At 36.6% G+C, this 18,396-nt stretch carries 15 protein-coding genes and 1 pseudogene; 11 read left to right on the forward strand and 5 right to left on the reverse strand.

Going from position 1 to position 18,396, the window contains the following annotated elements; translation table 11 throughout:
• The first annotated feature begins 4 nt into the window (after positions 1 to 4).
• The 3 genes from ACFX5U_RS10745 to ACFX5U_RS10755 all read left to right on the forward strand — a co-directional run bounded on the left by ACFX5U_RS10745 (position 5) and on the right by ACFX5U_RS10755 (position 3,923).
• Entirely contained in the window at positions 5 to 1,594 is a 1,590-nt protein-coding gene (locus ACFX5U_RS10745; protein WP_400263458.1) for an arylsulfatase, read from the forward strand.
• Positions 1,595 to 1,614: 20 nt separating this feature from the next.
• Complete coding sequence (locus ACFX5U_RS10750; RefSeq protein WP_400263459.1) at positions 1,615 to 3,240, forward strand: arylsulfatase; 1,626 nt, start codon at positions 1,615 to 1,617, stop codon at positions 3,238 to 3,240.
• Positions 3,241 to 3,776: 536 nt separating this feature from the next.
• On the forward strand, positions 3,777 to 3,923 hold the full coding sequence (locus tag ACFX5U_RS10755) for a hypothetical protein (protein ID WP_158500285.1): 147 nt from the start codon (positions 3,777 to 3,779) through the stop codon (positions 3,921 to 3,923).
• 188 nt (positions 3,924 to 4,111) lie between these two features.
• On the opposite strand, the gene lon is transcribed toward ACFX5U_RS10755, so the two are convergent.
• Entirely contained in the window at positions 4,112 to 6,580 is a 2,469-nt protein-coding gene (gene lon, locus ACFX5U_RS10760) for an endopeptidase La (RefSeq protein ID WP_280567830.1), read from the reverse strand.
• 328 nt (positions 6,581 to 6,908) lie between these two features.
• Between lon and ACFX5U_RS10765 the strand changes: the two genes are divergently transcribed.
• On the forward strand, positions 6,909 to 7,586 hold the full coding sequence (locus ACFX5U_RS10765; RefSeq protein WP_038698378.1) for a tetratricopeptide repeat protein: 678 nt from the start codon (positions 6,909 to 6,911) through the stop codon (positions 7,584 to 7,586).
• Between the two features lie 93 nt (positions 7,587 to 7,679).
• On the opposite strand, the gene ACFX5U_RS10770 is transcribed toward ACFX5U_RS10765, so the two are convergent.
• Both ACFX5U_RS10770 and gpmI read right to left on the reverse strand, forming a co-directional pair.
• On the reverse strand, positions 7,680 to 8,234 hold the full coding sequence (locus ACFX5U_RS10770; RefSeq protein ID WP_400263460.1) for a hypothetical protein: 555 nt from the start codon (positions 8,232 to 8,234) through the stop codon (positions 7,680 to 7,682).
• 2 nt (positions 8,235 to 8,236) lie between these two features.
• Positions 8,237 to 9,770, reverse strand: a pseudogene (gene gpmI / locus ACFX5U_RS10775) (2,3-bisphosphoglycerate-independent phosphoglycerate mutase).
• A gap of 202 nt (positions 9,771 to 9,972) precedes the next feature.
• Here gpmI and ACFX5U_RS10780 point away from each other — a divergent pair.
• The 7 genes from ACFX5U_RS10780 (at position 9,973) to ACFX5U_RS10810 (ending at position 14,006) form a co-directional block, all read left to right on the forward strand.
• On the forward strand, positions 9,973 to 10,431 hold the full coding sequence (locus ACFX5U_RS10780) for a DUF4783 domain-containing protein (protein WP_400263461.1): 459 nt from the start codon (positions 9,973 to 9,975) through the stop codon (positions 10,429 to 10,431).
• Positions 10,432 to 10,498: 67 nt separating this feature from the next.
• Positions 10,499 to 11,353, forward strand: coding sequence for a carboxylating nicotinate-nucleotide diphosphorylase (gene nadC / locus ACFX5U_RS10785; RefSeq protein ID WP_038698386.1), 855 nt, complete (start codon positions 10,499 to 10,501; stop codon positions 11,351 to 11,353).
• 16 nt (positions 11,354 to 11,369) lie between these two features.
• Positions 11,370 to 12,014, forward strand: coding sequence for a glycerol-3-phosphate 1-O-acyltransferase PlsY (gene plsY / locus ACFX5U_RS10790; protein ID WP_038698388.1), 645 nt, complete (start codon positions 11,370 to 11,372; stop codon positions 12,012 to 12,014).
• Positions 12,015 to 12,063: 49 nt separating this feature from the next.
• Positions 12,064 to 12,858: a M48 family metallopeptidase gene (locus ACFX5U_RS10795; protein WP_400263462.1), complete on the forward strand. Its 795-nt coding sequence runs from the start codon at positions 12,064 to 12,066 to the stop codon at positions 12,856 to 12,858.
• Between the two features lie 127 nt (positions 12,859 to 12,985).
• Positions 12,986 to 13,522 carry a DUF937 domain-containing protein gene (locus tag ACFX5U_RS10800; protein ID WP_400263463.1) on the forward strand — a complete coding sequence of 179 codons (537 nt, stop codon included), beginning with the start codon at positions 12,986 to 12,988 and terminating at the stop codon, positions 13,520 to 13,522.
• Positions 13,494 to 13,646 carry a hypothetical protein gene (locus ACFX5U_RS10805; protein WP_400263464.1) on the forward strand — a complete coding sequence of 51 codons (153 nt, stop codon included), beginning with the start codon at positions 13,494 to 13,496 and terminating at the stop codon, positions 13,644 to 13,646. The genes ACFX5U_RS10800 and ACFX5U_RS10805 overlap by 29 nt, the downstream gene beginning before the upstream one ends.
• Positions 13,647 to 13,700: 54 nt before the next feature.
• Positions 13,701 to 14,006: a hypothetical protein gene (locus tag ACFX5U_RS10810; RefSeq protein WP_038698394.1), complete on the forward strand. Its 306-nt coding sequence runs from the start codon at positions 13,701 to 13,703 to the stop codon at positions 14,004 to 14,006.
• A gap of 71 nt (positions 14,007 to 14,077) precedes the next feature.
• On the opposite strand, the gene ACFX5U_RS10815 is transcribed toward ACFX5U_RS10810, so the two are convergent.
• Complete coding sequence (locus ACFX5U_RS10815; protein ID WP_400263465.1) at positions 14,078 to 17,116, reverse strand: AAA family ATPase; 3,039 nt, start codon at positions 17,114 to 17,116, stop codon at positions 14,078 to 14,080.
• Between the two features lie 4 nt (positions 17,117 to 17,120).
• The gene (locus tag ACFX5U_RS10820; protein WP_400263466.1) at positions 17,121 to 18,353 is read right to left on the reverse strand and encodes an exonuclease SbcCD subunit D; all 1,233 of its coding nucleotides are present in this window, start codon (positions 18,351 to 18,353) and stop codon (positions 17,121 to 17,123) included.
• Positions 18,354 to 18,396: the final 43 nt, after the last annotated feature.

Consider the following 18,396-nt stretch of genomic DNA (forward strand, 5'->3'; position numbering starts at 1 on the left):
AGCAATGAAAAGATACTATTATTTAATGATGCTCTTATTCGCCTTCAGTTATAAAGCTGTTTGGGCACAGGATAAAAGACCGAACGTGATATTAATCCTGGTGGACGATCTGGGTTTTTCAGATATTGAACCCTATGGTGCTTCAGAAATACATACTCCCAATCTAACAGAATTGGCTGCCCAAGGAACACGTTTTCAGGAATTTTATAACAACTCCATTTGTGCGCCTACACGGGCATCATTGCTTACGGGGCAGTATTCGCATAAGGCTGGACTTGGCTATTTCAATGTAAACTTGGGACTTCCTGCTTATCAGGGTTTTTTGAATAAAGAATCGCCAACTTTGGCGGAGGTACTTCAAAAAGCTGGGTATTCTACTATCATATCGGGTAAATGGCATGTTGGTGACGATTTTGACCAGTGGCCTGCTCAACGTGGTTTTGAACGTTCGTTCAATTTTGTGGGTGGCGCCTCTAATTTTTATGAGATTAATGCTCCTGAGCAAGCGACGGTGCCCCTATATCGAAATAATAAACCCTTTTATCTACCCAAAGATCGTTATTTGACAGATGAAATTACGGAACAAGCAATTGGATTTTTGAAAGAACAACAACAGGATAAAAAGCCATTCTTTTTATATTTGGCTTTTAATGCGCCACACTGGCCACTACAAGCGCCAGAAGAAGAAACTCAAAAATACCAGCAGACTTACCATATTGGGTGGGATAGTTTACGTATCAAACGTTATGAAAATGCAATCGATCGTGGTGTTTTTCCTGCTGACCAAGCGGTTACAACAAAAGATTCATTGACGGAGGAATGGAAAAATCTGACCTATAGCGAACAGCAATATTGGAAACGTCGACAGCAGGTATTTGCTGGGATGATTGATCGCGTGGATCAAAGCATTGGCAAGATTCGTCAAACATTAACAGATCTGCATGTCGCCGATAATACCATTATCATATTCTTATCAGACAATGGAGCGCAGGGTGGTGACCGAGCTCGAATCTATACCAGTCGAAATTCTGGACCTGTGGGGTCTGCAGGTTCATACGATATGCAGAATAGCAATTGGTCACAGACCGGAAATTCGCCATTACGCAGTTATAAGGATAATCCTTATGAGGGTGGTATTGGTGCTCCGTTTATTGTCTGGTATCCAAAGGAAGTGAAAGCTAATGTAACTAAGAAGGGGACAGGGCATATAATTGATATTGCTCCCACTTTGTATGATTACGCGCAGGCGAAATATCCAAACAAGAACTATGATGTTGAGACGCATAAACTCCCAGGAATAAGTCTCCGAAAGTTATTGAATACGGATCAAGCCCAAGTCGATCGTACGGAAGCATTATGTTGGGAACGTGCCGGTAATCGTGCTGTACGTTATGGAAAATGGAAGTTGGTAACGACTTATAGGAGTGGAAGACCTGAACTGTACAACATCGATGTGGATAGAGCGGAAAATCATAATCTAGCTTCTCAATATCCTGAAGTAGTACAGCAGCTAGAAGAACTATATCGAGCGTGGGCTAAGGAAAACAATGTTGTCAACTATGATCGTATCAAAGCTCAATCTTTATTTCGCTAATCCTTAAAATATACATCGAAATGAAAAGAATATTTTCAATACTTTATTTGATACTTGGTTTCACAGCATCAAGTGTAGCACAGCAAAAGAAACCCAACATCATCTTAATCTTAGCAGATGACCTAGGTTATTCGGATTTAGGGGCATATGGAAGTGAAATCGAAACTCCGAATCTGGATCGGTTAGCATCGGAAGGATTACGGTTACAGGAGTTTTATAATAATTCTATATGTGCTCCTACACGCGCTTCTTTGTTGACTGGACAATACCAACATAAAGCAGGAGTGGGCTATTTTTCCAATGATCTGGGCTTACCTGCTTATCAGGGATACATCAATCAGGAGTCGTTAACCATAGCAGAAGTATTAAAAGAGAATGGTTATAATACCATCACTTCTGGTAAATGGCATGTGTCTGGTAAAGGCACCAGCCTTCCATGGCAACGCGGATTTGACCTTGTTTTTCCAAAAGATGAAAAAAGCTCGGATTCGGGTGCACCCGGGTTCAAAGGCAAAACGGATTCGCTCGGATATCCGTTGCCTGAGGCTTATGCGACTAATGTGATTAATCACCATGCATTGCTCTTTTTGGACCAGGTTAAGGATGATAAGAAACCTTTTTTCCTATATTTGGCACATACAGCCCCGCATTGGCCGCTTGTGGCTTTGCCCCAGGATATTGCCAAATATAAAGGGAAATATAACCAGGGTTGGGAAACAATCCGACAAGAAAGATATGAACGCCAAAAGCAGCTGGGGTTAATTGCACCAGACACCAAATTATCTGTGCGGGATGAGGATATCTACGATTGGGATCGTTTGTCGTTTGACCAACGTCAATTGTGGGCTGAGAAAATGGAAGTATACGCTGCAATGGTGGATCGATTAGATCAGAGCATTGGCCAACTTATACAAAAGCTCAAAGATAATGGACAATTGGATAATACGTTAATCGTATTCTTATCAGACAATGGCGCACCTGCAGAAGATTTGGTAAAATGGCATCATAGGGCTAGAGTCAATACAGGCTCCGTCGGTACATTGGGCTCTTATGAGTCACAAAGTAAAAATTGGTCATATGCGTCTAATACACCTTATAAATCTTTCAAAGATTATACTTATGAAGGCGGGATAAATACTCCTTTTATCGCCTGGTTCCCAAATCGGATACCTGCGAATGCCATTAAGCTTGGTGTTGGACATGTTATCGATTTAGCGCCAACTTTTTATGCTTTAGCAAGAGTAAAATATCCAAAAATATACCATGGGCTAAATCCTAATGTTTTAAAAGGGAAAAGTCTTTTACCGGTTCTTTTTACTGAAGTAAATCAAATCGACAGGCCGGAGGGATTATTTTGGGAACGTGCGGGTAATCGTGCGGCTCGTATTGGTAAATGGAAACTTATCTCGACATGGCCCTCTTATAAATGGGAACTTTATAACCTGGAGGTTGACCCTACAGAGATCAAAGATGTTGCAAGTCAAAATCATGATATTGTTTCCCAATTGTCACAGGCTTATTTTAGATGGGCTAAAGAAAATGATGTTGTTGATTTCGCAGAGCTTGAGGATCGCGAACCGGCATCGATGAAAGAATTCAGAAAAAGCAAGATGCAGGAAATTGCAGCCCCGGCATTCCGTTTTTAAGGTATAAATCCTTTATCATAAAGAATAAAATGAAGAAGTAAAGAATCAGCATATATTCAATAAAGCTTTTACACACTCTTTGAATATGCACCAGGTCATGTTGCCCGCTTAGACAGATAACATGACCTGGTTTATATCTTTACATCATCAATATAACTCATTCCTTGATTGAAAGATGATATGCTATTTTATAATGTCTTGCTTATTGAATGTTTCAGTCAATGCAAGAGCGGAGTTTCTATGTTTGACTCAAAATTTCATTCGTGCACTAGATAAATCCGCTTGAAAGCCTTCGCTATACGGTAATTATGAGTGTTATACATTTACACCTTATACAATAAAGCCCTTAGTACTGCATTAAGGAGTAATTAATGTATCAAAGTTTAGTAATTGGCTTTTTTATTTGTTTATATCAAATAAAAAACGTATATTACATTATAAGTAACTGAAGCAAATACGATTATAGTTATATAAAAAGAGAGTTGAGCGAGTTTGGCTCGGTATTTGCATCTAATTTAATAATCAAAACAATATATATGATAAAAAGAGAAAGAACAAAAAAATCAAAAATCGAATTGAACCCATACATGTACTACATGACAAACTGGGGATTTATGGAAACGGAGATTACAGAAGATCGTCCTGTTGAATCGAAAAAAGAAAATGAGAAGCTTGAGAAATAATTCTCAAAGCTTTTAAAATTTAAAATCAGACACTTGCTTTTCTAAACAGAAAGCATTTTGTGTTTATAGACCTTTCCTCCACGTTTATTTATTATTTCACATATGTCACTGTCAAAAAAAATGGGCTTCATGTAAAAGCCGCTATAAAAATTAATTTATAGCGGCTTTTTATTCGCTCGATAACCTAATTATTTCTTTTCGTCTAGATACTGTAACAGATTTTTAGCATTTTTTACTTTTTGATTCAACAATCCCAAAGCGATTACTTCTGACATTTCGGTTACATAATGGAATTTCATGTCTGTTATATAGCTTTCTTTGATTTCTTCAATATCCTTTTGATTGGATTTACATAAGATAATCTCTTTAATGTTTGCACGTTTTGCAGCTAATATTTTTTCTTTGATACCACCAACAGGTAGAACTTTGCCACGTAAGGTAATCTCGCCTGTCATCGCTAGGTTTTCTTTCACTTTACGCTGTGTGAACAAAGATGTAAGTGCTGTCAACATCGTAACCCCTGCAGAAGGACCATCTTTTGGTGTAGCGCCTGCTGGGACGTGGATATGTACATCCCAATGATCGAATACACGGTAATCAATATTGAATTCTTCTGAATGTGAACGTAAATAGGCCATAGCGATTGAAGCCGATTCTTTCATAACATCGCCGAGATTACCTGTCAAACTCATTTTTCCTTTTCCAGGACTTAAGCTTGATTCAATAAATAAAATATCACCACCTACAGAAGTCCAAGCTAAGCCTGTAACGACTCCTGCTACTTCGTTGTTTTCATAACTATCTTTATCGAAAATAGGAGCACCCAATATCTCTACTAAATCTTTATCGTTGACATTGACATTATATTCTTTCTCCATCACGATACGGGTAGCGATTCCACGAACTGTAGAGCCTATTTTTTTCTCTAGACCGCGGACACCTGACTCGCGTGTATATTCTTCAATTATTTTTTCAATTATTTTAGCTTTCAAAGAAACATCCTTTGCCGTCAATCCATGGGCTTCACGCTGTTTTGGAAGTAAATGTTTCTTCGCGATTTCAATTTTCTCTTCAATGGTATAACCATTGACTTCGATGATTTCCATACGATCTAACAACGCAGGCTGGATGTTGTTCAATGAGTTGGCTGTAGCGATGAACATGACTTTTGATAAATCGAATTCCATCTCAACATAATGATCATAGAAAGTGGTATTTTGCTCTGGATCTAGAACTTCTAATAGTGCCGATGATGGGTCACCTTTGAAATCTGCACTCATCTTATCGATTTCATCCAATACAAAAACTGGGTTTGATGCGCCTGCTTTTTTTAACGATTGGATGATACGCCCTGGCATTGCACCAATATAAGTCTTACGGTGTCCTCGTATCTCTGCTTCATCGCGAACTCCTCCAAGAGCCATTCTCGTATATTTACGTCCTAAAGCTTTTGCAATAGACTTACCCAGCGATGTTTTACCAACCCCCGGAGGGCCTACCAAGCACAGAATAGGTGCTTTCATATTGTTTTTCAATTTCAGAACAGCCAAATATTCAATGATACGTTGTTTGACCTTATCTAGCCCGTAATGATCTTTATCCAAAACTTTCTGTGCTCTGTTAAGGTCAAAATTATCTTTCGTGAATTCATTCCAAGGCAAGTCAAGTAGCAATTCCAAGTAGTTAATCTGTACAGAATAATCTGCAGCTGCCGGATTGATACGTGCCAGTTTTTCAATTTCTTTATCGAAATGCTTAGCTATAACTTCATTCCATTTTTTCTTGGATGCTCTTTTTCGAAGCTCGATTATCTCCAAATCAGGAGTATTGCCACCCAATTCTTCTTGAATTGTCTTCAATTGTTGGTTCAAGAAATAATCACGTTGCTGCTTATCTAAGTCTACTCTAACTTTATTCTGAATCTGATTCTTTAATTCTAAAATTTGAATTTCTGAAGTTAAGAACTCTAATAGAAGACGTGCTTTCTCATCTGCATTTAAAAGCTCTAATAATTGTTGTTTTTGAATTAAATCAACATTGATATTGGAAGAGATAAAATTAATTAAGAAAGTAGGACTTTCAATATTTTTGATTGCAATACCTGCCTCGCTTGGTAGGTTTGGCGATAATTGAATAATCTGAAGCGCCATCTCTTTTAATGTCGCAATCAAAGCTTTGAACTCCTTCGTTGATTTAGGCTTCTCTTCTTTATATTTTTCTACGTTTGCTTTGAGGTAAGGTTCAGTCTGAACTGCTTCTAGCAGTTTAAATCGCTGTTTACCTTGTAATATAACGGTCGTATTACCGTCAGGCATTTGTAATACCTTGATGATATGTGCTACTGTTCCTATTTGATATAATTCATCGATGGTAGGGTCTTCCATAGACATGTCTTTCTGAGCAACGACACCTATGGTTTTATCTCCTTGATAAGCTTCTTTAACTAATTTGATAGATTTATCGCGTCCAACTGTAATCGGAATTACCACACCTGGGAACAAGACTGTATTGCGTAAGGACAAAATAGGGAGTGACTCCGGAATTTCTGCATTGCGCATTTCATCTTCATCGTGCAGACTTAATAATGGAAAGAACTCGGTATCTTCAGATATAATGGGAATCGCCTGATTGAAATCAAATGTTTCGAATTTGCTCATATTATGTTCGGGTATATTTATGTTTTTATGTCAGTTTATGACAACATGTCGCAAAACTGCTAAAAAGTTATTTTTAAATAATGAATTAGGCTATTGCAAGTAAGATGCCAAGCTCGTATTTGAATTTGAATCACACAATAAGACACTCCTATAAGAAAAAAAGGCAGTCTATGCTACTATTTTTGTCAGATTATTTCGTTTAAATATTGTGTAAATAGGCATAATAATTGTAATATTGAATGCGAATATGGCGTTGTAGGTTAGTGCGGAATCATTATAATTATGAAAGCACATACTAAATGCTTGAATATAAATTAAATACTTTAAAATGAAACGTAATTATTTAAATATGAATCTTAAATCGATTAAATTAGGCTTATTTACTGGCGCATTTGCTTTGATGTCGCTTTCAACCCAAGCACAGACTGCAAAAGAAGAGGAACACTCCAATCCAAATGTTCGTTTAGGTCAAAAAGCGCTATTAGATGGTGACTTTAAAAATGCAGCAATCTATTTAGAGAAATCTTTGCCTCAAGAAAGTAAAGATCCTCATGTATTGTACATGTTAGGTTACTCTCAGTTTCAGAACGGCGATTTCAAGAAAGCTGCAGAATCTTTTGGTAAAGTCGTGACTTTAGATAGTAAAAATTCAAATGGTTACTATTTCAAAGGAAAAGCAAATAATAATTTAGCTACACAGACTTCTACTAAATTGAGTAGTGCTGCACGCGAATCATTATTGAAATCGGCAATCGAAGATTATTCGAAAGCAATCGCAATTAACGCTAATGATGTAAAATTATTTCAAAACAGAGCATTGGCATACCGTGATTATGGTATCTTAGTGGGTACAGCTGGTGTTGCTAATTATAACAAAACAGCAGCAACTGAAGCTTACAATAATGCGGTGAAAGATTACGAAAAGGTATTAACTTTTGATGCTTCACGTAAAGATATTCAATCGGAGATTAAGAAAGCGAAAATTTATCGTGACAACTTAAAATAGTCGTGATTATAATGCATTAAAAAAAGCGCTGTATAATTATTATACGGCGCTTTTTATGTAATAATCCAGTAAGATAGGTTTAACAATTATTTGTTAATCGTGTTTTAATCTTCCTGTTATTTTATAATGGCTTTTACCTAAAACCAATATATCCTGTTTTTTTTCAATTTGATAACTCGAGTCTACATCATAAGTCAGCTGTTCATTGCTAGAGTATAAACTATTATCAACTTTCCTTCTGATGACCACCTGTTTTATTTGGCCATCATTATCCTGTTCAATAGCTAAATATTGAATTGCCAATTGGGGCTTTTTCGCCTGATAAGTAATTTTACAATCAACTTCCTTAAAATCATAAAGATTAGAATCGGCATCTTGTGTGATATCGGCAGATATAAATCCACTGAGCTCATTTTGCCAATTGGAAATCCGTAATGATTTAACTTCCTTATCTTCATCCTTGATGACTGTTTTTTCAACGAGGGGATTTAATTTTGTTAATTTTTCAATCTCTCCATTGAAAAATGAATCTAAAGATAGCGTGGAGCCTTTACTGTATTTTACCTTTTTATCAGTCTGGCAGGACCAAAATAGCAAAGCACTCCCAAGTAATAAGGGTAGTGCTTTGCCTATATATCTGTTTTTCATATTTAGTCTTGTACTAATACCTGACCATTCATCTCAACTGGAATCTCTACTTGCAACAATTTCAATATCGTAGGTGCAATATCACCCAATTTACCATCTTTAACTTGCTTGTAATCTTTATCAATCAATATGCACGGTACAAGATTGGTCGTGTGTGCTGTGTTAACTGAAACCATCGGCATTGAGCATGAATTCGGAGTTACCATGGTCGGCAATGATGATAAAGGAATAACCGTACTGCAGACCTTTCTCTACGACTTGTTTAGTACAATTATCTACGGTCTCTACGGCTTTAACTACAGCATCAAATACACCAGTATGACCCACCATGTCTGGGTTGGCAAAATTCAAACAAATGAAATCTGGCTGTGTTTCTTCAATATCTTTTACAATCGCAGCAGTAATACCTTCTGCAGACATTTCAGGCTGTAAATCGTATGTTGCCACCTTTGGAGATGGTACTAATAAACGATGTTCACCTTCAAACTCCTGCTCGCGACCTCCTGAAAAGAAGAAAGTAACATGTGGGTATTTTTCTGTTTCGGCGATACGAACCTGTGTTTTGTGATTTGCAGCTAAAACTTCACCAAGGGTATTTGTTAAGTTATCTTTGTGGAAGATGACCTTCACATTTTTAAACGTCTCGTCATAAGATGTCATAGTCACATAATACAAATCTAGTGGCTTTAAATCATATTCTGGAAATGCTTTTTGTGTCAATGCTATGGTAATCTCACGACCGCGATCTGTTCTGAAGTTGTAACAAATCACAACATCACCATTTTGAATGGTAGCTACAGGCTTATCATCTGCATTTGTCAAAACAAGTGGTTTGATAAACTCATCCGTAATATTTTGGTCGTACGAGTCTTGAATTGCATGTAATACGTCTTTTGTACCCGTACCACTGCCATGAACCATTAAGTCATATGCTAATTTCACGCGTTCCCAACGGTTGTCGCGGTCCATTGCATAATAACGTCCTATTGCAGACGCTAAAGTACCTACGGATGATGGTAAGAAATCTTGTAAAGCTTTTACATAAGTCAATCCTGAATTAGGGTCGGTATCACGTCCATCTAGAAATGCATGAATAAAGACTTGGTCTGAAGTCAACCCTGCATGCTTTGCAGCATCACAGAGTCCACGTAAGTGACTCGTATGTGCATGTACGCCACCGTCAGACAATAGGCCTATAAAATGTACATTCTTGTTATTCGCTAAAGCATATTTAAATGCGTCTTGAATAGTTGTATCTGTATTGAAGATACCATCGCGAACTGCCTTGTGTATACGCCCTAGCTCTTGATAAACAACACGTCCAGCGCCTAAATTCATATGTCCTACTTCAGAGTTTCCCATCTGACCTTCAGGTAATCCAACGGCTTCCCCTGAAGCTTCTAGTTTTGAATTAGGATAGGTTGCTTTTAAATAATCTAAATAGGGTGTATTCGCTGCATATGCTGCATCGGACTCATCTTCTTTTCCGTATCCTAATCCGTCTAGGATTAATAGTGCTACTTTTTTTTCCATAATTATATAAGCAAATATAATTTAAAACAACTGATAATTCAAGACTATAGGGTCGGGAATGAAAATTTAATGTTTTTTTAATGTAAATTTTATATAAATTTGGCACTGTTTGTGTTGCCTATTTATCAAATCACTATAGCTAGTCTTACTTATTACTATTGAGCAAGTTCTCGGACGAAACGGTGTTTTAAATTGTTTTGTTTAAATGAAGAAAATTACATTAATTATTTGCTTTTCCGTTTGCATGTTTATGCATTTGTTTGTTAACAACAATAGCGGATACGCTAAAGTTTGCTATCACTCACCATATATTTTGGCACCCGATATGTCTGATATGAATGATGCTCTTTTGTTGCATTTGAGGGCTGGGAGTGCTAAAAATTTAGCGCGCTTTTTTGGGTCGAATGTGACCTTATCCATCCTAAATGAAGATGGGTTATATTCCAAATTTCAAGGGGAAATGCTTTTGCAATCTTTCTTCTCAAAAAATAAACCAAGTACGGTAAAGTTGCTGCAAAAAATAACGAATAAAACCAATTATAGTTATTACGTTTATCAATTAACAAGTAATAAAAATTCATTTCGACTTTTTGTTAAAGTCAGTTTATCGAAAAATATCGAAACAATCGAAGAATTTCGAGTTGAAAAACAGGCTTCTAAATAATATTTCCAAATTATTTTCTTGAATAAAATTTAAATTTCCATCTTCGCTATATAATTTGTGAGGATTCATGATGGAAAAAAAGGAATATATAAAAAAATTTGTTCACGAGGCTATTTTAGAAGACGTGGGGGATGGCGATCATACAACGCTATCGACCATACCAAAAGATAAGATAGGTGAGGCTAAATTGATCGTAAAAGAAGATGGTATTCTTGCTGGAGTAGAAGTTGCTTTAGAAATCATCAAGCAGATTGATGCTACGCTGGCTTATGAAGTCTTCATCCAAGATGGGAGCGCAGTCAAAGTAGGTGAGATCGCTTTTGTCTTAAAAGGGAAAATCCATAGCATTCTTATAGCAGAACGTTTGATCCTGAACGTGATGCAACGCATGAGCGGAATCGCGACGACGACTCATCGTTATGCCAAGTTATTAGAAGGTACCAAAACAAAAATTTTGGATACACGTAAAACAACTCCTTTACTTCGTTTGTTAGAGAAGGAAGCCGTCAAGATTGGTGGAGGTACCAACCATCGTTTTGGTCTGTACGATATGATTTTGATTAAAGACAATCATGTGGATTATAGCGGTAGTATAACACAGGCTCTAGAAAGCGCCAATGCTTATAGAACGACCCTTAATAAGCCTATTGATATCGAAATTGAGGTTCGAAATTTTGACGAACTAGATGAAGTTATTACCTTTGGACAGGTTGATCGCATCATGTTGGACAATTTTAGCCCTGCTGATGTAAGGAAAGCGGTCGATATAATTGCAGAAAGATTTGTCACTGAGGCTTCTGGAGGAATTACAGAAGAAACACTTCAAGACTATGCAGCTGCAGGTGTAGATTATATCTCAGTAGGGGCATTGACACATTCTGTCAAAAGTTTGGATTTAAGTTTAAAAGCCAAATTAATTTAGGACTTAACAATAATTAATGATTTCTATTTATTTAGTAAGTGCAGTATTACTAGCTTATTTATTTGGTTCGATTCCTACTGCGGTATGGTTTGGGCAAGCGTTTTACGGTGTTGATGTAAGGGAGTATGGAAGCGGAAATGCTGGTGCAACTAATACCTTTCGTGTTTTAGGTCCTAAAGCAGGTGCTGTGGTGATGTTTGTCGATATTTTTAAAGGTTATACCGCTACGAATCTTGCTTATTTAATTGAAGTTGGGCAAAGTACCAGCAACATTCAATTTGTGAATTATCAATTAGCCCTTGGTGTAATTGCCGTTTTAGGTCATCTATTTCCAATTTTTGCGGGTTTTAGGGGAGGAAAGGGTGTAGCCACGCTCTTTGGAATGATCTTAGCTATTCATGCGCCAGCAGCATTGTTATGTGTATCGATTTTTAGTATCATTCTATTAACGACACATTACGTATCATTGAGCTCCATAATGGCTGGTTTCACTTTTCCATTTAGTATAGCATTTCTATTTAAAACTTCGATACCTTCTGTATTGCTTTATGGGATAGCTATTTGTGCGCTGATCTTAATCACCCATCAAAAGAATATCGAGCGTTTACTGAAAGGACACGAATCTAAAGTTTATCTTTTTAAAAGGAAAAAGGGCACTTAGGCATAAGAATTGCATTTACTATTTTCTTAAGCAGTATATAAAACAAAATATGAAAAAGGCTTTTAAATATACAAGTATGTTCTTAATTGGAGCTACTTTGGCATCTTGTTCGACTGTTCCTATTACAGGACGTAAACAGTTAAGTCTGGTTAGCGATAGTCAGATCCAAGAGCAAGCCGCTTCTTCGTATAAACAATTTTTAAATTCGTCTAAAACACGTGTTATTACGGGTACTAGTCAAGCTACAATGGTCAAAAAAGTAGGAAATAAATTAGCAATAGCTGTTAATCAATATTTGACTCAGCAGGGAATAGCAGATCAATTTAATTTCAACTGGGAATTTAACCTTGTACAAAGTGATGAAATAAATGCTTGGTGTATGCCTGGCGGGAAGGTGGCTATCTACACAGGTATTTTGCCTGTTACGCAGAATGAAACTGGGTTGGCTACAGTAATGGGGCATGAGATTGCGCATGCGATCGCAAGACATTCGATGGAACAAATGTCTAGACAATATGCTACACAGGCTCTTGGAAACGTTTTAGGAGTAGCTACCTCAGGTAGTTCTTATGCTGGAATCGTTAATGCTGCATATGGTATTGGTGGTCAATTGACCTCTTTAAAATATTCGAGAGGAAATGAGTCTGAAGCAGACCGTATGGGACTTGTGATCATGGCGATGGCAGGTTACAACCCGAGTGAAGCCGTTAAATTTTGGGAACGTATGGCGAGTGGTAGTACTAAAGGTAATCCTGAATTCTTGAGCACTCACCCAAGTGACGCTAGACGCATCAGCGATATACAAAAATTGCTTCCTGAAGCTTTAAAATATTACAAAAAATAATTATTTGCATACAAATAATTTGAAAGAGGTCCGAGGACCTCTTTTTTTGTTCTATATAACACCATGCTGAACGTGCATTGGCTTAATTATTGCCTCTCCATATTTATTATACTTAAATAAATTAATTATGGGAATGACAGATTTAATAACAGGCGGTTTAGGTGATAAAATGGCTGCTGGATTGTCCAAAAAATTAGGAATAGATTCTACTAAGGCGACCTGGATTTTAGCAATTGCTGTCCCCTTAATTGCGGGAGCGATTAAATATAACCAAAGTAAAGGTGACAGTAATCAAGCAAAGGGGTTTGCAGACGCTTTGGACACTAAACACGATGGCGCCATTTTGGACCATGTAGATGAAGTAATCGAACAAGGTCCTACGGATGATGGCAATAAGATTGTTCAACATATTTTTGGTAGCAAGACAGAATATGTAGCTGAAGGATTAGCTCAAAAAAGTGGTTTTAGTTCCGCTCAAATAACAGGTGTATTGGCTACTATAGCGCCAATTGTAATGGGTTATTTAGGTAAGGAGAAATTTAATGAGGCACAAAATGGCAATAACAATCCGTTAGGTGATATCTTGGGCGGTTTTTTAGGAGGAAATAACGCAAGTTTCTGGTGGCTTGGGTGGAATGCTTGGAAATATATTTGGTGGAGATAAAAAAGTTGAAAATGAGAATCCTACATCTGGAGGATTGACAGATAAAATTTCGGATTTCTTTGATAAGAATAAAGATGGGAGTGCTATTGATGACATTATCGGTATGTTCACCAAAAATAAATAAACGCTAAAACTCTTTTCTTTACGGGTTGTTATTTTATATATAATATATACAATTATGGAATATAGAAATAAATATGATTCTGCTACTGTCGCGTTGGAAAAATTGAAAGATGACGGCTATGTTATTGATTATAATATTGAGCTGAAGCCTTTAATTGCAAATCCAACCAACTATAAAATTGATTACATCTATCGTTATGAAGGGGATTCGAACCCTGACGATGAAAATACGGTTTATGGTATCACAGAAAAGAGCGGTGGCACTCGCGGTGTTTTAGTAGTTGGAAATTTATCATTTGTTGAAGGTGACCTACGAGATGTTATCATCAATCTCGAAATGTCTTACAAACAAGAATTATAACGTAAATAAAGCATTATAAAGGGAATATGGAATCCCTTTATAATGCTATCAATCATCGGGATAGTAAAATCTTAATGATTTCGGACAACTAGGCTACCTTGATGCTCGTCTTTAACAATTTTGATGGAAGCAGGAATACGCTCCTGAAGCTCGTCGACATGTGATATTATACCGACAATACGATTCTCTTTATGCAGCGAGTTAAGTGTTTCAAAAATTAGATTAACGGATTCTGTATCTTGAGTTCCAAACCCTTCATCAATAAAAAAGAAATTCTTTTCATTTTTGTTGAGACTGCGTGTACTCTCGGCCAATGCTAATGCAAGACAGAGAGAGGCTTGGAAAAACTGACCTCCCGATAATGTCCTGACAGACCTTGATTTACCACCATTCAGATGGTCTATTACTTCAAAATCATTATCCGCATTTATCATTAATTTTAGGTGACCGCGTGTCAATCTCTCAAATCGTTGATTTGCAATCAGGCACAGATCCTCTAAGTATTGGGTCGAGATATAGTCAACAAATCCATTTCCCTTAAAAAGATTTGAAAGAACATTCAGATTTTTACTTCTAAGATTAAGTTTATCAAACTCGACCTGTAATTGCAATTTTTCAGCATACTTTTTTTGAGCGGTTAAAACTTGGTCTTTGAGAGATTGCAATTGTCCAATCAGTTTTTCTTTATCTTGTTTTACTTGCTGCAATTCGAGACTTATAGCTGTAATTTGAGATATATCCACAGCTTCTTGTTGTACCTTTTCTTCCAATTGTAGTAATGCAGCCTGTATAATCGCATACTGCTCTTCGAATTGTTTAATGCGTGTTTCTTCTTTATCTAAATCAAGTTGTTGTGCTAAAATTTGTTGCACCTCTACCGCAGACGAATAATTATGTTGTTTTAGCAAATCATTGATCTGTTTTTGCTGATTATCGATTTGTAAAAGAATTCCGCTCAATTGTAGTTTCAAAGATTTAGTTGCCGTTGAACAAGTTGCTTCTTCCACATTAAGACGATTAACTTCATCAGATAACTTCTTGTATGATTGCTCAGTATCATTGATAAACTTAATGGATTGTACAATTCGATTTTCAATATCTGAAAGAGGTAACTGTTGGTAGTCTGATACATTTAATTGTTTGATCAACTGTAAGTGGCTAGTCAACCTTCCTTCTATTGTTGATTTAGAAAGTATGATACTGTTAAGTACATTATTGTATTTATCTCTTTTACCTTTGAGAATTTCTTGCTCATTTTGGAGCTCTGTAAGTTTTTCTTCAACAGCTGTGCATTTTTTCTCTATTTCGGATACTTGCAGTTTCCATTTTTCAAATGCAGTTCGATCATGAGGGGTGAAATCTTCCCAAATAAATTGATTGAGGTGGGCTTGTTGATCAGTTAAAATGATCTGTAATTTAGCTTGAAGTGTTTTTACGTCTTTTTTTAAGCTAATTAGATTGGTTTCTACCTGTATAAAATACTGTTTCTGTTGCTGTACTAGCTGTACTTCTGCAAGTAAAGCAACTTTCTGTGACTTCAAAGAATCAAGGTGCATGGAAACATCCTCTGTCTGCATAATATGTGGATGTTGTTCAGATCCACATAGCGGGCAGGCTTGTCCATTTGTCAAAGCATGCGTATAAGTGGCCAGTTGCTGTTGCACCAGTGCTTTATTTGCTTCGATTTGTAGTTTTTCCAACTCAATTGACAACAGGGTTTCCTTCTGTGACAGATTTTCTAACCATGTTTTGGAATCCAGGCCCTGTGTCAAAAATTGCTGCAATATAGTTTGAGTATCAGTCTGTTTACCTGTTAATTCAAGCTTTATATCTCGTTGATTTTTAACTAATTGTTCTTGTTTACTATACCAGTCATTTATTACAATCAACAAGTCGCTCGGAATACGACTCAATTTTAACTGCTTTAGTTCAAACTGCCTATCTTGAATTAGAGCTAACTTATCTGCAATTTCTTTTTCTACTGAATGAAGGTGAACCTGCCCTTTAGCTATTCGCTCTGTATCCGATGCAATATCATGTTGCAACTGTAGAATCTGAATGATATTCTTTAAATCCTCAACTTCTATTTTTCTGCTGTCAAGTTTATTATAGAGAAGCTCTGTTTTCGTAAGTTCTTGATTTGTAATCAATAGTTTCGTGCTCACTCCATCCATTTGCTTCTGAGCATGTTCAGTATCTGTCTGCAATTGGATGGCTACTTGTTGATCTTTTCTTAAATCTTCAAATAGGTATTTAAAGATTCGCTCGACATGTCTAAAAACTTGAATCTGTCTTTTTAAAGTTGCAATATTATCTTGATTGGCATTAAGTTTAGCGAATATCTCCTTTTTAGATGCAATCTCTCGATAAAGTAATTGTACTTCTAGCAATTTTTGATATTGCTGATCTAAATTTGCATGTTTTTTGGAAACTAGCGCTAAAGTTGATTCTTCTTTCGATAGCTGTGTTACCAATCCCTCGATATTTTCAGCTGTATATTCATCCAGGATTTGAACTGCTCCTGAAATATTTTGAATTTTAAGATCAGTTTCTTTATTCAAAGAAGCAACTTTGTAAAATAGGTCATAATGATCCAGATTGAAAAGCTCTTTCATCATAGCGGATCGTTCTGCTCCCTTAAGTTCTAAAAATTCCTTAAACTGCCCTTGTGGAACAATAACAGTACGATTAAAATTCTTATAGGAAATGCCTAATATCTCTTCAGCATCTGTACTCTCCAAGGGTATCTTTTCACCATTTTCAAAAACATATGCTTTTCTAATTGGTGTGGTCACTTTTTCAAACTGCTTGCTATTTCTCCGCCAAGAAGCTTCAAATGCATATTTTTTATTCTCTTTCCCTATGAAATGAAATTCAATACGTAATTGATTGGAATTCAAATTCATCATATTATACGCCCTATTGTTGGTATTGAGCCTGTTGGTATTTGCAAATAATGCAAATGTAATAGCCTCAAGGACGGTTGATTTTCCAGAACCTACCTTGCCAAATATGCCAAATAGGCCAGCAGCAGTTAAAGACGTGAAATCAATCTCTTGTTTAGTCTGATAGGAATATAATCCTTCTATCGACAGATATAATGGCAACATAATACTAATTCTCCTGCTCGTTTTGACTGCCTAAAACTTCATTAAATAAATCTAACAATTCTGTTGATGGTAATTGATCATTGTTTCTGAAACGATAATAGTCAGTGAAATTTTCATTAATACTTTTGCTCCTCCTTGATATACTCATTGCTTGATTTAAACTTTTGGAATTGTTAACTTCTGGAATGAGATAGATGATTCCCTGATGGCTATCTTCAAGATACTTCTTTTCGGCTTGGGTCAAAGATGTTGAAGTCACAAGTGTTAGTTCAACTAAGCAATCCTGGTTACTTGTAAGCCAGTCGATAGCAGTAATTACAGAATCAAATCTTTTGCGCATTAACTTCTTGCCAGAACATATCGTAATAGCTTTATAAATTACTTCTTTATTGGGTTCAACAGTTAAGATGACCACTTTCTTATCTTGACCCACCTCTGAAAATGAGTAGCAAAGTGGGCTGCTAGCATAAACAACAGGGGCACAGTGGCCTCCAATCTCTTGGTAACGATGTAGATGACCTAGTGCTGTATATTGAATTTGATGGGGGATACAATCTGTAAAAACGGTATCTGCAAACCCAATACGTAATGGTTTTTCCCCATCGGGTTCTTCGAGCACTGGACCACCTTTCTTATTCATATACAAATGTGAAACCAATAGGTTCGCACCTTTATCATCGCAATATCGATTGGCCAATGATTGCCACTTCCTCGTTAGTACTTCATTGAGTCCTTCTTGTTCATCTTCACCAAGGTATTCTTTGAGCCTATGTTCATTAGCAAATGCCGTTACGATGAGACGCAGCGGAAACTCGATATGAGGAAGTTTAATTTCCAAAAATCCGCTATCACCTTTAATTATCTCAAATCCCTGCTCTATTTGGTAAGGACTAAACTCCATATTAGGTTTTCCTGCGAAGATTATACCACAATCTCGTGCTAAACTATCTGGTGCATCCACGCGATCCGGTGAGTCGTGGTTACCTGCAATAGCGATAACTGGTCTTGTACCGTTTTTAGTCAAACGTTTAAGTGTGGTATATAGTAATTCAATGGCTTCTACTGGAGGGTTGAATGCATCGAATAAATCACCCGCTACAATGACGGCATCCACCTGTTCATCCTCAGCAATTTGAATGATTTCTTCCAAGACCGCTTTTTGTTCTTCAAATCGGGAAAAATAATCCAATCGTTTGCCCAAATGCCAATCTGCTGTATGTAAAATTTTTAAGGACATGTTTTACTTGTGAAAGTTTAAAATTACCTCGAATTTTCTATAA

The sequence above is a fragment of the Sphingobacterium sp. SG20118 genome, from assembly GCF_044740685.1.
Classification (GTDB): Bacteria; Bacteroidota; Bacteroidia; order Sphingobacteriales; family Sphingobacteriaceae; genus Sphingobacterium.

Coding starts and splice junctions, on each gene's coding strand:
- ACFX5U_RS10800 (WP_400263463.1), top strand. CDS start 12,986: ATGGGAATGACAGATTTAATAACAGGCGGTTTAGGTGATAAAATGGCT.
- ACFX5U_RS10810 (WP_038698394.1), top strand. CDS start 13,701: ATGGAATATAGAAATAAATATGATTCTGCTACTGTCGCGTTGGAAAAA.
- ACFX5U_RS10795 (WP_400263462.1), top strand. CDS start 12,064: ATGAAAAAGGCTTTTAAATATACAAGTATGTTCTTAATTGGAGCTACT.
- plsY (WP_038698388.1), top strand. CDS start 11,370: ATGATTTCTATTTATTTAGTAAGTGCAGTATTACTAGCTTATTTATTT.
- ACFX5U_RS10755 (WP_158500285.1), top strand. CDS start 3,777: ATGATAAAAAGAGAAAGAACAAAAAAATCAAAAATCGAATTGAACCCA.
- ACFX5U_RS10780 (WP_400263461.1), top strand. CDS start 9,973: ATGAAGAAAATTACATTAATTATTTGCTTTTCCGTTTGCATGTTTATG.
- ACFX5U_RS10805 (WP_400263464.1), top strand. CDS start 13,494: ATGCTTGGAAATATATTTGGTGGAGATAAAAAAGTTGAAAATGAGAAT.
- lon (WP_280567830.1), bottom strand. CDS start 6,580: ATGAGCAAATTCGAAACATTTGATTTCAATCAGGCGATTCCCATTATA.
- ACFX5U_RS10750 (WP_400263459.1), top strand. CDS start 1,615: ATGAAAAGAATATTTTCAATACTTTATTTGATACTTGGTTTCACAGCA.
- ACFX5U_RS10770 (WP_400263460.1), bottom strand. CDS start 8,234: ATGAAAAACAGATATATAGGCAAAGCACTACCCTTATTACTTGGGAGT.
- nadC (WP_038698386.1), top strand. CDS start 10,499: ATGATGGAAAAAAAGGAATATATAAAAAAATTTGTTCACGAGGCTATT.
- ACFX5U_RS10815 (WP_400263465.1), bottom strand. CDS start 17,116: ATGTTGCCATTATATCTGTCGATAGAAGGATTATATTCCTATCAGACT.
- ACFX5U_RS10765 (WP_038698378.1), top strand. CDS start 6,909: ATGAAACGTAATTATTTAAATATGAATCTTAAATCGATTAAATTAGGC.
- ACFX5U_RS10820 (WP_400263466.1), bottom strand. CDS start 18,353: ATGTCCTTAAAAATTTTACATACAGCAGATTGGCATTTGGGCAAACGA.
- ACFX5U_RS10745 (WP_400263458.1), top strand. CDS start 5: ATGAAAAGATACTATTATTTAATGATGCTCTTATTCGCCTTCAGTTAT.